At 60.4% G+C, this 16110-nt stretch carries 6 protein-coding genes; all 6 read left to right on the top strand.

Features of this window, described 5'->3' with window-relative positions:
- Positions 1 to 36 precede the first annotated feature (36 nt).
- The 6 genes from ACODTD_RS10085 (at position 37) to ACODTD_RS10110 (ending at position 15969) form a co-directional block, all read left to right on the top strand.
- Positions 37 to 4503, top strand: coding sequence for a SpvB/TcaC N-terminal domain-containing protein (locus ACODTD_RS10085; protein ID WP_489104804.1), 4467 nt, complete (start codon positions 37 to 39; stop codon positions 4501 to 4503).
- Positions 4500 to 7286 (top strand): RHS repeat-associated core domain-containing protein, encoded by a 2787-nt coding sequence (locus ACODTD_RS10090; RefSeq protein ID WP_489104805.1) that lies wholly within the window; start codon positions 4500 to 4502, stop codon positions 7284 to 7286. Before ACODTD_RS10085 ends, ACODTD_RS10090 begins: the two co-directional genes overlap by 4 nt.
- A 1-nt stretch (position 7287) precedes the next feature.
- Positions 7288 to 10122 (top strand): RHS repeat domain-containing protein, encoded by a 2835-nt coding sequence (locus ACODTD_RS10095; RefSeq protein ID WP_489104806.1) that lies wholly within the window; start codon positions 7288 to 7290, stop codon positions 10120 to 10122.
- A gap of 6 nt (positions 10123 to 10128) precedes the next feature.
- Positions 10129 to 12804, top strand: coding sequence for an RHS repeat domain-containing protein (locus tag ACODTD_RS10100; protein WP_489104807.1), 2676 nt, complete (start codon positions 10129 to 10131; stop codon positions 12802 to 12804).
- A 76-nt stretch (positions 12805 to 12880) separates the two neighbouring features.
- The gene (locus tag ACODTD_RS10105; RefSeq protein WP_489104808.1) at positions 12881 to 14641 is read left to right on the top strand and encodes a sensor histidine kinase; all 1761 of its coding nucleotides are present in this window, start codon (positions 12881 to 12883) and stop codon (positions 14639 to 14641) included.
- Positions 14641 to 15969, top strand: coding sequence for a sigma-54-dependent transcriptional regulator (locus ACODTD_RS10110; RefSeq protein WP_489104809.1), 1329 nt, complete (start codon positions 14641 to 14643; stop codon positions 15967 to 15969). Before ACODTD_RS10105 ends, ACODTD_RS10110 begins: the two co-directional genes overlap by 1 nt.
- Positions 15970 to 16110: the final 141 nt, after the last annotated feature.

Below are 16110 nucleotides of genomic sequence, written 5' to 3' on the forward strand. Positions count from 1 at the left end.
TAGCGTGCAATCTGAACGTTCACAGGTTGCGTTGCCATGGCCCTTGATGCAGATGCGCTCGTTACTCCTCCTTCCATTGCCAAGACAGCGTCCATTGCTACGAACGGGCGCAGTTGGGGAGAGATCGGTGCGACCGGGCAGCGGTCTTACACCTTGCCACTGCCGATCCTGAACGCCCGTACGCTCAATCCCGAGTTGCAGCTGGTTTATGACGGCAATGCGGGCAACGGCAAATGCGGACTTGGCTGGGATCTGTCGGTGGCTTCCATTTCGCGCAAGACCAGCAAGGGCGTGCCGAAATATGCAGCCGACGATGTCATGCAGGCTGACGGAACCGACCTGCGGCCCGAACGGACAACGCGCGGCAGGATCAAGGCAAAAAAGCGTACGCGCGGTAAAGGCAGGAGCGCCAGAACCTATTCAGTGGTGCTCTACATTCCACGTCTGGAAACGACATTCACCCGCTACGAACTCTGGACGCCCACCGATGGCGGTCATCCGTTCTGGGTGGTCTCTGGAGCCGATGGCACTCGATATTGCTATGGCAACACCCTGGATTCCTGCATCCATGACCCGGCAGCCCCGGCGCATATCGCTGTGTGGTTGCTGACGGAAGTCAGGAACCCCGTGGGCGAAAACATCTTTTACCAGTACAAGACCGACGACAAAACCACTGACGCCCGTTTTGACTACAGTGCTCAACGCTATCTGCGCCAGGTCTGTTATTGCAACAAGACCGCCAGTGCCGATCTGTACTGTCTTGATCACGCTCAACCCGAATTACTCGACTGGCTGTTCCGACTGATCATTGACTACGACGAACGCGTCTCCGGGTATGACGATGTTCCACCGTACCCCGCCAACGAGGATGCCTGGGCGGTGCGTTCCGATCCGTTTCGTATGCATCGCCATGGCTTTGAAGTCGGCACTCGGCGCCTGTGCCGACAGTTCCTGCTGTTCAATGCCATCGGCCCCGCTCCGGTGCTGGTCAATCGCCTGTTGCTGGAGCACGAATCCACATCGCATCGATACAATCATCTGAAAGCAGCGCACTACATGAGTTACGACGCTACCGGTCACGTCAAACACATGCCGCCCCTCGAATATTTTTATGAGGCGCTGATACTCGACACCACCCCCAAACCCTTTCTGCAACTTGATCACATGCCCGGTCTCAACGACGGCCAGCCCTACTATTGTGTCGATCTTTACGGTGAAGCCCTGCCCGGTTTTCTCTGCCAGCGCGACGGGGCCTGGTATTTCCGCGAACCGTTGCGCGGCACGCCCGGTACAGACGAAATCGTCTACGGCCCCTGGACCTTGCTGCCGCTGATTCCGAACGCCGACAGCAGCAAACCGGTGGTGCAGATTCTTACCGACCTCACCGGTGACGGCTGTCTGGACTGGGTCGTCGCGCAGCCCGGTGGCAGCGGGTGTTACACGCTCAAGCCGGATGGCAGCTGGGCGCCTTTCAAATCGTTCGACCAGTTTCCCGTGGAGTTTTTCCATCAACTGGCACAATTGGGCGACCTGCGCGGCGATGGCCTGGACTCCATGGCGTTGATCGGCCCGAACAGCGTGCGGGTGTATGCCAACCTGCGGGAAAAAGGATTTGCTCCCGGCCAGGATGTGCCCCATACCCCGGACAGATTGCCGCTGTTCGGCAATGCCCGCAGCGAACTGGTGTCATTCAGTGGCATGGGCGCCAGCGGCATGGAGCTGTGCCGGATCCGTCACGATGAAATCCGCTGCTGGGCCAGCCTCGGACATGGCCGGTTTGGAGAAGGTTTCAAACTGAGCGACTTGCTCTTCGACTATGGCAAATTCGATGCCGACCGGGTACGCATCGCCGACCTGGACGGCTCCGGCGCCCCGGCCTTCATTTACCTGTTTTCGGATTACTTCGAGATCTGGTTCAACCAGGGTGGCAACGGCCTGGCCCCGACACCCGTGCGTGTCCCGTGGCCTGCCGGCATTCGCTACGACAACCTCTGCCAGGTGACCTTCGCCGATCTGCAAGGCATTGGCTGCGCCAGCCTGCTGTTGACCAAACCCCACATGAAACCGCAGCACTGGGTGTATCACTTCGTCAGTAAACGGCCCTACCTGCTCACCGGCTGCAACAACAACATGGGCTACAGCGCCACGCTGCAACATCGCAGCAGTGCGCAATTCTGGCTGGACGAAAAACGCCGGGAACTGATGGCTCGCAGGCATCCGGTCAGCCGGTTGCCGTTTCCTCAGATGGTGCTCCACTGGCTGGAACAACTCGATGAAATCACCGGCAACCGCTTGAAGCAGTCATTCGACTATCAAGAAGGTTCCTACGACGGTATCGAACGGGAATTCCGTGGCTTCGGCCGGGTCTGTCAGATCGACAGTGAACTGGAACCTGGCAAGGCTGAAGACGGCCATACGGCGCCGATGAAGGTGACGCACTGGTTTCATACCGGTCAATGCACTGACCCCGTTTTGAAAGGTATCTGCGAACTCGACCCTGAAATCACATCGCTGGGCCCCACGGTCTTTTCAGCGTTCGATGCCAAACGCCGTAAAGAGCGCATTCGCAAGCGGCGCAAAGCCGAGGATGATCGCGAAACCGCCTACGCCCTTGCCGGTCGCCTGCTTCGCACCGAAGTCTGCCAGGCAGACGACCGCCCCCCCGCGCGCCTGTTCTCTCTGAGCGAAACGCGCTATCTGGTGCGAGAGGTGAACATAAATCCCTCCAGTCTGCTGGTGCTGGAACTGGAAAACCGCAGCCATCAATACGAACGCTTCATGGACGATCCACGCGTTGAACACAGGGTCAATCTGGCGTGGGACGAATACGGTCATCTGACACAAGGTTTTACCGTCGCTTGTGCTCGTCGCCGCACCGAGAATGACGAACCGCCCTTCGATCAGGAAGATCAACGACGCGCCTGGCTGGACAGCCACGATGAGCAACAGCAATGCTTTTATCTGACGGAAGCTCTCGCCGAATTCACTCACTTGACCAGTAACGGCCACTGGCTGCTCGGTTTGCCCTGCCGCCAGCGTGGTAATGCGATGAGGCTGCCCAAAGGCTCTCTGCCGGGCGGTTTGCGCGCAGCGGACATCAGTTTCGAAAATTTCGATCGGCATAAAGACAGCGCCGCATGGAAAGCCGCGCGCGAACTGACCTCGCTTTCGCAGCAGACCTATCTGGAGGCCGCCGGCAAAATGCTTTACCCACCTTTGGCAGGCCCGATGGAACAGGCTGTGTTCGACAAGAAAGCACTGTCTGCCTACGACGACGTCCCGATTGTCATTCGGGACGAGCTGATCAAGATCGGCTATGAGCCGATGAATCTGTTTCTCCCCGAAGATTCGGAAGAGGACAAACTGAAAAACCTGTGGTCATCCCTGAGCGGTTTTTTCACCTACGCCGATGCCAGCCAATTTTTCCACGTCACCGATGTGCAGCAGACCGCCAGCCATGGCGTGACGCACATCGCCTGGGACCCGCTCCATCTGGTGACCAAGACCCTCACCCTGCCGGACGGCTGCGCCACAATCATGGCATACGACTGGCACACCCTTCTGCCGTGCAGTGTCAAGGATGCCAACGAGAACATTCAGGAAGTGCTGTACGACGCAGACAGGCAACCCACCGCCCTCAGTTCTTATGGCACCGAAAACGGCGCTCAGGCCGGTTTCGCTCCCCTTTCCGCTTACCCGCCTCAGCCTGACCTGAGTGTCGAATACGCCCTCGCCAATCCGAAAACCGCCCTGGCATCCGCTGCCAGCGTGGTGCGCACCGACCTGCAAAGCTGGATGCCGGTACTCCCGCTCAAAACGCTGCCCATCAAAAGAAAGGAATGGATCGCCAAGGGGCTGATTCTGCCCGACGGCCACATCCGCGCCTCGGCCCTGCGCTGGCTGAACCAGCTGAAAAAACGCAGCACCAGCGAACAGGCCCTGCTCAAGTTCATCCGAACCACCCTCAAGCAGCCGGTACACAGCCTCAACCTGGTTGCCGACCGCTACCCCACCGACCCGCAGCAACAGATTCAAATGACGATCCGCTACTTCGACGGCTTCGGCCGCGCGCTGCAAAGCAAACAGCTCGTCCCGCAGGGCGATGCCTTTGTCGCCACCCCTGAGGATGACCTCGTGACCGGCGCCGATGGCAAACCGATCGAAATGCCGGCCACCCGGGGCTCGCGCTGGCGGGTGCAGAGTCGCGTGGAATACAACCACAAGGGCGAAACCATCCGGGTCTACCGCGCCTACTTCCTCAATACCCACCGCTGTATCAACGACAGCGCGATGCGCGAGCACGGCTATCACGACCGGATGTTCTACGACGCCTTGGGGCGGCCGATACAGACGATCAATGCGCTGGGCCACCTGGCGTTCGACCTCCTTCACCCGTGGTTCAAATGCAGCTACGACTTCAATGACACCGACGACACACCGGCGAGCAAGTCTGCGAAACCCGCCAAACAGCCCGTCAAACCTGCGAAGAAAGTCAAGCCATGAACGCCAGCGTGCACTGGCACACCCCGACGGTGGCCGTCAACGGACCGCGCGGCGAGACCTACAGACACATCGATTACCTGCGCAGGGTGGCTGGAGAGGATGTGCAGGCGCTCATTACCCGACAGCAATATGACGTTGCCGGCCGACTGGTCGCGCTGCGCGATCCGCGTCTGCCCACGCCCAATACCACAACGGTGCACAGGCTGGACGGCGTGGCGATCAGGACGATCAACGTTGACGGTGGCGAAAACACGGTGCTGCAGGGTGTCGGTGGCGAGCTTCTTCAGAATTGGGATGCTAACCGCAATCACCGGGAAATGACCTACGACCCGCAACTGCGTCTGCGGGCCGTCACGGAAAACGGTGCAGCGAACTTCGAAACCTTCCACTACCTCGACGCTTCGGCCGACCCGACACACAATCTGCGCGGACAGATGACGGCGCTGAGCGATCCATCAGGCACGCTCGCCCTCGACAGCTTCGGCATGCACGGACAGACGCTGGAAGAAACCCGCACCTTCAAGGACGGCAAAACCTGCACCAGCCGTCGGGTCTTCAGCGCCGTCGGCGCACTGTTGCAAACCACTGACGCCGGCGGGCACCTGCAACAGTCGACCTACGACATCGCCGGGCAACTCGTCCAGGTACAACTGCAACTCGACGGACAAGCCTTCCAGCCGGTTTTGAAAGGTGCGGATTACAACGCCGCCGGCCAGATCACCGAACAACGGCTCGGCAACGACGTGACCAACCGCTGGTGCTACCGGGACACCGACGGACGCCTGCTGCGACAGTACGCGCAAAAGGCTTCAGGGCAGGCGATTCAGGATTTCGGGTATGGATACGACCGGGTGGGCAACACCACCCGCATTGTTGACCACACCTACACACCGACATATTTCCGCAACCAGCGGGTCGACGGCCAGCGCACGTTTGACCATGACACGACTTATCAGCTGATCCGCGCCACCGGGTACAGCGACGCCCCGCCCAGAGACAACCCGGGCCGGCCTCAGCCAACCGACCCACGGGACCGGCGCAACTATGTCGAGACCTACGAATACGACGAAGGCAAAAACCTGACCCTGCTCACCCATGTCCGCGACGGCAGTGCCCATACCTTCGAGATGTGCATCGACCCGGGCAGCAACCGTGGTGTGCGCTGGAAACCGGGCGATCCGGCTCCGGACTTCCGCGCATTGTTCGACCGTGCCGGCAATCAGCTAGCGCTGCAGCGGGGTCAACCCATGCGGTGGAACAGCCGCAATCAACTGGAGTCACTGACCCTGGTGGAACATGCCAGCGGTCCACCTGACCAGGAGCTGTATCAATACAGCCAGGGCGCCAGGGTCTACAAACGCCTCGAAACCCACACTCGCAAGGTCAGCCATGTCGAGCAAGTGCACTACGTGGGCAATCTGGAGGTCCGCAGCAAAAGCTCGGGTGAAGAGCTGCACCGGATCACCGTAGCCACCGGCGTCGGTGAAGTGACATGCCTGCATTGGGTCGCCGGCAAACCGCCTGGCATAGACGCCGATCAGGTGCGTTACTCCCTGCCGGATCATCTGGGCTCAAGCGTGACCGAGCTCGACCAGAACGCGCGACTGATCAGCCAGGAAGGCTATTTCGCCTTCGGTGCAACCGCGTGGATGGTCGCAGACAAACTCGTGGAGGCGGATTACAAGTTCATCCGCTACTCGGGCAAGGAGATGGATCGCAGCGGGCTTTATCATTATGGGGTGCGGTATTACGCGCCTTGGCTGGGACGCTGGGTCAGCACTGACCCGACGGGAGATGAGGACGGGCCGAATCGATATGCGTTTGTCGGGAACAGCCCACTGCGCTACGTGGATCCTGCGGGAGGCACCAGGGCGGAGGCGACCATCATGCTGTACAACAGTTTTGTTTCCCAGGTGTCCGGGAATGCCGAATACACACTCCACAGGCTGCACAACATCATCAAGCAAAAAGGCTTCACACTAAGCCTGATGGCCAACGTGGCGGTCGAAGGCCTGAAAGGTGCAATCGGCTATGAGGCCGGCCTGATCGGCGGCGGACAAATCGACATGGTCATGCCGGGGTTCCCGACCACTACGCCTTACACCACACCCGGTGGAGTGATCGGCGGCAACATCGGGGGCGATGTGTCGGGAGCGATCGCAGACGTACCGTTGAGGAAGATGCCGTTCCATATCGGCCCGCTGATCCCACAGACCTCGAAACTGTCCGTGGCAGCGATTGACAGCGACCTCGGCATAACGGGTGCCGTCAAGGAAATACGCAACTGGAGCGATTTCAAGGATGAGGTCGTGCATCCGGCGCTCAACTCGGTGATCAACCCTTACTTCCTGATGAGCAGAGTAATGGGCTCTTGGATATCGATCATCCCCGCCGCTCTGGAGTTGTTTGCCCGGGCAATCGAGGTTGAGGACATCAAGAATCGCCTTGACCCGGTCAAGATCCAGAAGATCGAAGACATGCTCAACGGTTGGCAAACCGCTCTACAGGAACGCTCGACATGGGTCGAGAATGCCTTTGATGCATTAGGCAGCGACGTGCTCTATCCGGCGGATGTGCTTCCCAACGTCAACATGACGACCTCAAAAGACATGCTGGCACCGATCAGCAGAGCCGGTTTGCGGCAGCAAACCAGAGCCGTCATGGCGGATATCGCGCACGCCAAAAGAGGACTGGCCTACTACAAGGAGATGGGCACCACGGACAATCAATACTTGCTGAGCCAGGCTCATGTTAAATCGCCGTCCCGCAACCGGACCACGTGAAATGGCAAATAGCATTCACCTGCGCACGCCCTCGGTCACTGCCAATGATGGCCGGGGCCTGGCGCTCAGGCAGATTGCCTATCTACGCACAGTCCCAGACGGTCCCGTGGACACCCTGATCACTCGCTTGCGCAACGATGTTGCCGGGCACCCGATCGAGCAGCAGGATCCGCGTCTGTCCGTTGCCGGTCAGATAACCGTTTTTGCGCTGAGTGGCCAGCCACTCAAGGTCCGGAGTGTCGATGCCGGCACTAACGTGGTATTGCCCGGTCGGTCGGGAGAAGTACTTCAGCGCTGGGATGCACGGGACAATCACCGGTTCACGACCTACGACCATCAACTGCGACCGTTGAACGTCAGAGAAAACGGCACACCGGATATCGAGACCTTCACCTACGCCGACTGCTCGGCCGATCCCGGGTACAACCTGCGCGGACAGTTGATCGAACAGAGCGACGCGTCCGGTACCGTCGAGTTTCACAGCGTCGGGATGACGGGGCATGGATTGCGTGAAACCCGCACCTTTCACGATGGCAAAGCGTTTGTCAGCCGTCGCGCCTACGGTCCGCTGGGCACGGTGTTGACGCAGACCGATGCCGGGGGACACCAGCAACTGTCGACATACGACGTGGCCGGTCAACTCAATCGGGTGCAATTGCAAATCAACGGTCAGAGCACTTGGCAAACCGTGTTGCAGGATGCGCAGTACAACGCCTCCGGGCAGATCATCGAACAACAGGCCGGTAATGCCGTGATCAGTCACTGGCATTACCACGCCGACGGGCGCCTGCATCGCCACTTCGCGCATAAGGGCTCAGGACCGGTGCTTCAGGACTTCGAGTACAAATACGACCGGATGGGCAACATCACCTGCATTCTCGATCATGCCTACACGCCCACCTATTTCCGTAATCAGCGGATCAATGGTCACCGCGAGTTAACTTACGACACCCTGTACCGGCTGATTCGCGCCACCGGTTACAGCGATGCCGCGCCCTCGGACAACCTCGGACGGCCGCAGCCGACCGCCCCCGATGACCGACGCAATTACATCGAGCACTACAATTACGACCACGGCGACAATCTCGTCAAGACCGTCCACGTGCGCGACGGCACCAGCCACACCTTCGAGATGTGCATCGACTCCGCCAGCAATCGCGGCGTGCGCTGCAAACCCGGTGATCCACCACCGGATTTCAGCCGGCTGTTCGACCGTGCCGGCAACCTGCAGGCCCTGCAACCCGGCGTCCTGATGCACTGGAACAGGCGCGGCGAACTGGACAAGGTCACCCTCGTCGATCGCAATGGCGGCAGTGCCAATGACCAAGAGTATTACCGCTACAGCCAGGGCGAGCGGGTCTACAAGCGACACGACACCCACACGACAAAAGTCAGCCACTTCCATGAAGTGCGTTATTTGCCAGGGCTGGAGATTCGCACCCGGGACAACGGTGAGGAGCTGCACCTGATCAACCTGTCGCTGGCCAGCGGCAACGCGGTCTGCCTGCACTGGAAGGCCGGAAAACCGCCGCGGATCGATGCCGATCAACTGCGCTATACCCTCGCAGATCATCTGGGGTCGGTCTCGCTGGAACTGGATCGACAGGCGCAGATAATCAGCCGGGAAGGCTACTTGTCATTCGGTGCCACGGCCTGGATGGCGGCGCGTGCGCTGATCGAAGTGGATTACCGGTTCCTCCGTTACTCGGGCAAGGAAATGGATGTCACCCGGTTGTATTACTACGGCGCCCGTTACTACGCCTGCTGGCTGGGGCGCTGGGTCAGCGCCGATCCGGCAGGCCCTGTAGACGGGCCTAATCTGTACGCGTTCGTGGGGAACAACCCGGTCAATCACGTCGACGTCAACGGCGAAGCCAAAGTCAAATGGCCCACCGTGGCAGATATCAATGCAGGCGTAGACCGGATCATTGCCTCGCAAAACGCCAGCTACTCCAAAAACAGGCAGGCCATCGCAACGCGTCACATGAAAGACCAGATGAGCCAACAGGTGACGCGTCACATTGAAATACTCGGGCTCACCAAGGAGCGCGCAAGCGACGCTGCAAAACAACTCGACAGAATGGGTTCCGGTCTTGATGTGGCGCTTGCCGCAACCCGCAGAACCCTGACGCTGATCATCGGCAAGGGCATCAGCTATGGCGTGGGAGTCGGCGTCGGGATCGGCGCCCAGGCCCTGGGAGCCGTAGCGCCCGGCGTGGGAAATGTGGTGGGGGCCGGCTTGGGCATCGGCGCAAAAATTGCGGTCAGCGGCCTGATCGACTATGTGGCCGAACGAACGGGCATGAGCGCGCCGGTCAACTTGAAAACCAGCAAACTGACGGCGAAAAAGATCATTCAAAAAGCCGAATACAAGCAGATGGAGCCGTTTGAATATCTGAAAGCCAAATACCAGAACATGAAACCGGACAGCCAGAAATCCCAGCTGAAGTTTTCCAAGGAAGCTGCGACTCAGGCTTCCGGGTATATCTTGAAGTCGGCGCTGACCTCCATGCCTTCCGAAGCGGTCAGCGCTATCGGCACCGGCGTTGCTGTGCTGCTGGGATTGCCAGAGATTGTGGATGAAACCATGGGCGCGCTCTCGGACAAATCAGGCGCGAAGATGCTGGAGTTCGAACGCCAGATTCTTGGGCTCGTTGATGAGATCGAATCGAGCAATGCCACGATTCATGGATTTGCCAATGCACTCTCCACGACCAGTATCGGCGGGATTGACCTGGATGACCTGGATCGGCAGACAAGGCACATCACTGACATGCTCCATGGTCTGGCTGACACGGTTCGACACCACCGGGCCAGCCAAAAAGCTGCAGCGTGAACTCAAATGAACCCATCCATTGACTCGTACACACCATCAGTGTCGGCCACTCACCCTCAAGGTCAGGCCATCAGACAAATTGCCTACCTGCGCAAGGTGGCGGGCGAGGACGCGCAGGCACTCATTACCCGTCAACACCATGATGTTGGCGGACGAACCGTGACTGAACGCGATCCGCGTCTGTCCATTGCCAGTCAGGTGACCGTTTTTGCGCTGAGTGGCCAGCCACTAAGGGTTCAGAGTGTCGATGCCGGCACAAGCCTGGTTCTGCCCGGTCGGTCGGGAGAAGAAACTCGGCGCTGGGATGCACGGGGCAATCACTGGCTTACGACCTACGACAACCAATTGCGCCCGTTGACCGTTGAAGAGAACGGCACGCCGGATATCGAGACCTTCACCTACGCTGATCGCTCGGCCGATCCCGGACACAACCTGCGCGGGCAACTGATCCGGCGGGAAGATCCGTCGGGTTCCGTGGATGTTCGCAGCTTTGGACTGTCCGGTCAGGCACTGCGCGAGACCCGCACCTTTCACGATGGCAACGCGTTCGTCAGCGGTCGCCGTTATAGCCCGCTGGGCGCGGTGTTGACGCAGACCGATGCCGGGGGACACCAGCAACAGTCGACATACGACGTGGCCGGTCAACTCAATCGCGTGCAATTGCAGATCAACGGACAGACCACCTGGCAAACCGTGTTGCAGGATGCGCAGTACAACGCCTCCGGACAGCTCATCGAACAACAGGCCGGCAACGGTGTGACCAGCCACTGGCACTACCGCGCCGCCGATGGGCGCCTGCACTGTCACCGCGCGCAGAAGGGCTCGGGACCGGTGCTTCAGGACTTCAAGTATGAATACGACCGGGTGGGCAATATCGTCCGCATTCTCGATCACGCCTACACGCCGACCTACTTCAGCAACCAGCGGGTCGATGGCCATCAGGAGTTCGATTACGACACGCTGTACCGACTGATTCGCGCCACCGGCTACAGCGACGCCCCGCCCTCGGACAGGCTCGGTTTGCCCCAGTCGACCAATCCCGATGACCGACGCAATTACGTCGAGCACTACGATTACGACCACGGCGACAATCTTGTCAAAACCATCCACGTGCGCGACGGCACCAGCCACACCTTCGAGATGTGCATCGACCCCGCCAGCAATCGCGGCGTGCGCTGGAAACCCGGCGATCCGCCGCCGGATTTCAGCCAACGGTTCGATCCTGCCGGCAACCTGCGGGCCCTGCAACCCGGCGTGCCGATGCACTGGAACGCCCATGGCGAACTGGACAAGGTGACGCTCGTCGATCGCAACGGCAGCAGCGCCAACGATGAAGAGTATTACCGCTACAGCCGGGGCCAGCGGGTCTACAAACGCCACGACACCCACACAACGAAAGTCAGTCACTTTCATGAAGTGCGCTATTTGCCGGGGCTGGAGATCCGCACCAAGGACAACGGCGAGGAGTTGCACGTCATCACGCTCGATATCGGATCTGGCGCAGCGCGCTGCCTGCACTGGAAGAAGGATCCGGCAAAAATCGGTGCCGACCAGCTGCGATTCGCGCTGCCCGATCACCTGGGTTCGGCTGTCAGGGAACTCGATGCACAGGCGCGATTGATCACCGACGAGCGCTATCTGCCATTCGGCGGCACAGCCGTTTATACCAGGCACTCCGCCGTGGAGCTCGATTACAAGACCGTCCGTTACTCGGGCAAGGAAATGGATGTCACCCGGCTGTATTACTACGGCGCCCGCTACTACGCCGATTGGCTGGGGCGCTGGGTCAGTGCCGATCGGGCGGGCACTGTCGACGGACTGAATCTCTATGCGTTCGTGGGGAACAATCCGATTATCCATGTCGACAAAACGGGCAATGTGAAGGTGCTTTTTGATGTGGCGAAAGGCTTTATCGGCGTGCTCGACAAAGCGGCAACCGCAGCAGGTCAGTTGGACTACCTTGCGAGAGAATTCGACGGCCTTGTTCCCGAAGACGCCGACATCAACGAACTGCGCGAAAGCATCACTTTTGGCACATTCATGAAGTCCCGGCACGGGATCAAATCTGCCCTCTACGGCGCGGCAAAAGGTGCGGGTGTCGGCGCGGTTTTAGGCACCGCTTTACCGGGTATTGGCAACCTGATCGGCACAGCCGTGGGCACGCTCGTCGGGGCCATCGCTTTTCCGCTGTTGCGTTACCACTTTTTCAAAAAAAGCCTGAAGGCCGTGGAAACCCTTCGCACCCGGGAAATCGCCGCGGGAGTGACAGCTGTCGCCGATACCGCAGCCAATGTTGTGGAAGGGACGAAGAACCTGATCAACGGTGCCGGTGAACTCCAGCAGAGGATCAAGGCTGCAGCTGACAATCTCGGTTCTTATCCGCAACGGCTTCAGGAAATGTTCTATCGTCAGCTGGATGACCTGATGGGCGATCAACAACGCGAAGTCATGAAACTGCTCAAAACCGGGCTCGATCCGTTTGACGCCATTGATCAGGTATTGAGTACCGCGCGCCAGCTTGTCGACTCCCCGAGCGAAGCAGACGGGGTAACGGCACGCTTGGCCGAACTGCTCCAATCGGCACAGCAAGACAGTCATCGGCCACTGAAAAAGCCGATCCCCAAACCCAGGACAAAAATGCAGCCGCAATTGCAACGCAGGATGAGCGAAACGTACGTCTGAGTCGCTTCGACAATACGCCGTACCGAGCGGGCACATGCTATCGTGCCCGCCCGTCCTGCCACCCCTTTGACCCAGCATGCTGCCGACTTCCCGTACCTTGCGTCTGTCGTTGTATACCCTGCTGATCATCGCTGGCGCCGCCCTCGCCGCGACGCTTGCGATCCGCCACGCCGAGCGCCAGGCGCTGGAAGAAGACGCCGCGCGGGCCAATCAGCAACTGGCGCTGTACGCCAACTCGCTGCATACCCTGATCGACCGCTATCGCGCCCTGCCCGCCGTGCTGGCGCTGGACCCGCAATTGCGCGCGGCGCTGGCCGGTCCTGTGAGCACCGAACAGCAAACGGCGCTCAATCTGAAGCTGGAAAAGATCAACGGCGCTGCACAATCCTCGACCCTTGAACTGCTCGACCGCACCGGCCTGGCGGTGGCGGCCAGCAACTGGCGTCTGCCCAGCAGTTACGTCGGTCACAACTACGGCTTTCGCCCCTATTTCAGTCAGACCCGCACTCAGGGCACCGGGCGTTTCTACGCAGTCGGTGTGACCAGCGGGATTCCCGGTTACTTCCTGTCCAGCGCGGTGCTCGGCGACAACGGCGAGTTCCTCGGGGCGATGGTGGTCAAGCTCGAATTCCCCGAACTCGAACGCGAATGGAGCCAGGGCAATGACACCCTGCTGGTCAGCGATGCACGCGGGATCATCTTCATCGCCAACCAGCCCGGCTGGCGCTATCGCCTGCTGCACCCGCTGAGCCCGGCCGATTACCGCGAGATCAAGGCCACCCGCCAATACGACAAACAGTCGCTGGTGCCGCTGACGCATCTGGCGCTGCGCAGCTTCGACGACAACAGTGATCTGCGCCGCGTCGAAGGCCCGCAAGGCACGGCGGATTACCTGTGGGAATCGCTGCCGCTGACCGCCGAAGGCTGGACCCTGCATCTGCTGCGCCGTCCGCAACTGTCCTTCGAGGATCAGCGCAATGCCGGGCTCGCCGCTGCCGGGGTATGGCTGGCGCTGGTGTTCCTGTTGCTGTTCCTCAACCAGCGCTGGCGTCTGGCGAAGATGCGCCAGCGCAGCCGCGAAGAGCTTGAGCAACTGGTCGAGGAACGCACCCGCGACTTGCGCACCGCCCAGGACGGTCTGGTGCAATCAGCGAAACTGGCGGCACTGGGGCAGATGTCCGCCGCGCTGGCCCACGAAATCAATCAGCCGTTGACCGCCCAGCGCATGCAACTGGCGACCCTGCGCCTGCTGCTCGATCATGGCCGGGTCGATGACGCCTACAAGGCACTCAAACCGGTGGATGACATGCTCACGCGCATGGCCGCCCTCACCGGCCACTTGAAAACCTTCGCCCGCAAGAGCCCCAGCGGTTTGCGCGAACGGCTGGATCTGGCGACGGTGGTCGATCAGGCCCTGCAATTGCTCGATGCGCGTCTTCGCGATGAGCAGGTCAGTCTGGTGCTGCACCTGACCCGTCCGGCCTGGGTGCGCGGCGATGCGATCCGCCTGGAGCAGGTGCTGATCAATCTGCTGCGCAATGCCCTCGATGCCATGCAGGGCAAGCCGTGCAAGCGTCTGGAAATCCGCCTGGAAGCCGACGAGCAACTGTGGCGCCTGAGCGTCATCGACAACGGCGGCGGCATCGCCGACGAACATCTGGGTCAGGTGTTCGATCCGTTCTTCACCACCAAACCGGTGGGTGACGGACTGGGCCTGGGACTGGCGGTATCCTTCGCCATCGTCCATGAATCCGGCGGGCGCCTGTGCGTCGAAAATGGTGACAATGGCGCAGTGTTCAGCCTGACCTTGCCGATCGATCTGGAGGCGCACATCTGATGCTCAATTCCGTGATGGTGGTGGATGACGAAAGCAGCATTCGCAGTGCCGTCGAGCAATGGCTGAGCCTGTCCGGGTTCGAGGTGCAGCTGTTCAGCCGCGCCGAGGAATGCCTGGAGGCGCTGCCGGCGCATTTTGCCGGGGTGATTGTCAGCGACGTGCGCATGCCCGGCCTCAGCGGTCTTGAACTGCTGGCCGAAGTGCAGCGCCGGGATGCCGATCTGCCGGTGATTCTGCTGACCGGCCACGGTGATGTGCCGATGGCGGTCGAAGCGATGCGCGACGGCGCCTACGATTTTCTGGAAAAACCGTTCAGCCCCGAGACTCTGCTCGGCAGCCTGCGCCGGGCGCTCGACAAGCGTCGGCTGGTGCTGGAAAACCGTGCCCTGCACGAGCAGGCCGACAACCGCGCCAGACTGGATGCGACACTGCTCGGTGTGTCCCGTGGCTTGCAGACCTTGCGCCGGCAGGTACTTGATCTGGCGACGCTGCCGGTCAATGTGCTGATCCGTGGCGAAACCGGCAGCGGCAAGGAGCTGGTCGCCCGCTGCCTGCACGACTTCGGCCCACGCGCCGACAAGCCGTTCGTGGCGCTGAACTGCGCGGCGATCCCCGAGCAGTTGTTCGAAGCCGAGTTGTTCGGGCATGAAAGCGGCGCGTTCACAGGGGCATCAGGCAAGCGCATCGGCAAGCTGGAATACGCCGATGGCGGCACGCTGTTTCTCGATGAAATCGAAAGCATGCCGCTGGCCCAGCAGGTGAAACTGCTGCGGGTGTTGCAGGAGCAGAAGCTGGAGCGGCTGGGGTCGAACCAGAGCATTCGGGTGGACTTGCGGATTGTCGCGGCGACCAAACCCGACTTGCTGGATGAAGCGCGGGCCGGGCGTTTTCGCGAGGACCTGGCGTATCGGCTGAACGTCGCAGAGCTGCGATTGCAACCGCTGCGTGATCGTCGGGAAGACATTCCGCTGTTGTTCGAATCCTTCGCCCAGAGTGCCGCCCAGCGTTTGGGCCGGACCTTTCCGCCGCTCAGTGGCGCGCAGTTGAGCCACCTGCTCAGTCACGACTGGCCGGGCAATGTGCGCGAGTTGGCGAACGTGGCCGAGCGGCAGGTGCTGGGGCTGGATGAACCGGTGCAGGGTATCGATCCGGGGCAGTCGCTGGCGGCGCAGCAAGAGGCGTTTGAGGCGCAGTGTTTGCGGGCTGCTTTGACCCGGCACAAGGGCGATGTGAAAGCCGTGCTGGAGGAACTGCAACTGCCGCGTCGTACGTTTAATGAAAAGATGCAGCGCCATGGATTGACCCGGGAAATGTTTATTCCCGATTGATCCTTCTTGATTGATCGTTCCCACGCTCCGCGTGGGAACGATCAGATAGGCGGAAATCCGCTCATCGCCAAGTTCCTATCGGCAAAATCCCGCTCAACCCATCTCCCCAACCCCTCTAAACCGGCCCTCCCCCCGTTGGCA

It is taken from the genome of Pseudomonas sp. FG35, from assembly GCF_057809295.1.

Bases quoted from the DNA above. Each gene is read 5' to 3' on its own strand.
- ACODTD_RS10095 (WP_489104806.1), top strand. From the start codon at position 7,288: ATGGCAAATAGCATTCACCTGCGCACGCCCTCGGTCACTGCCAATGAT.
- ACODTD_RS10110 (WP_489104809.1), top strand. From the start codon at position 14,641: ATGCTCAATTCCGTGATGGTGGTGGATGACGAAAGCAGCATTCGCAGT.
- ACODTD_RS10090 (WP_489104805.1), top strand. From the start codon at position 4,500: ATGAACGCCAGCGTGCACTGGCACACCCCGACGGTGGCCGTCAACGGA.
- ACODTD_RS10105 (WP_489104808.1), top strand. From the start codon at position 12,881: ATGCTGCCGACTTCCCGTACCTTGCGTCTGTCGTTGTATACCCTGCTG.
- ACODTD_RS10085 (WP_489104804.1), top strand. From the start codon at position 37: ATGGCCCTTGATGCAGATGCGCTCGTTACTCCTCCTTCCATTGCCAAG.
- ACODTD_RS10100 (WP_489104807.1), top strand. From the start codon at position 10,129: ATGAACCCATCCATTGACTCGTACACACCATCAGTGTCGGCCACTCAC.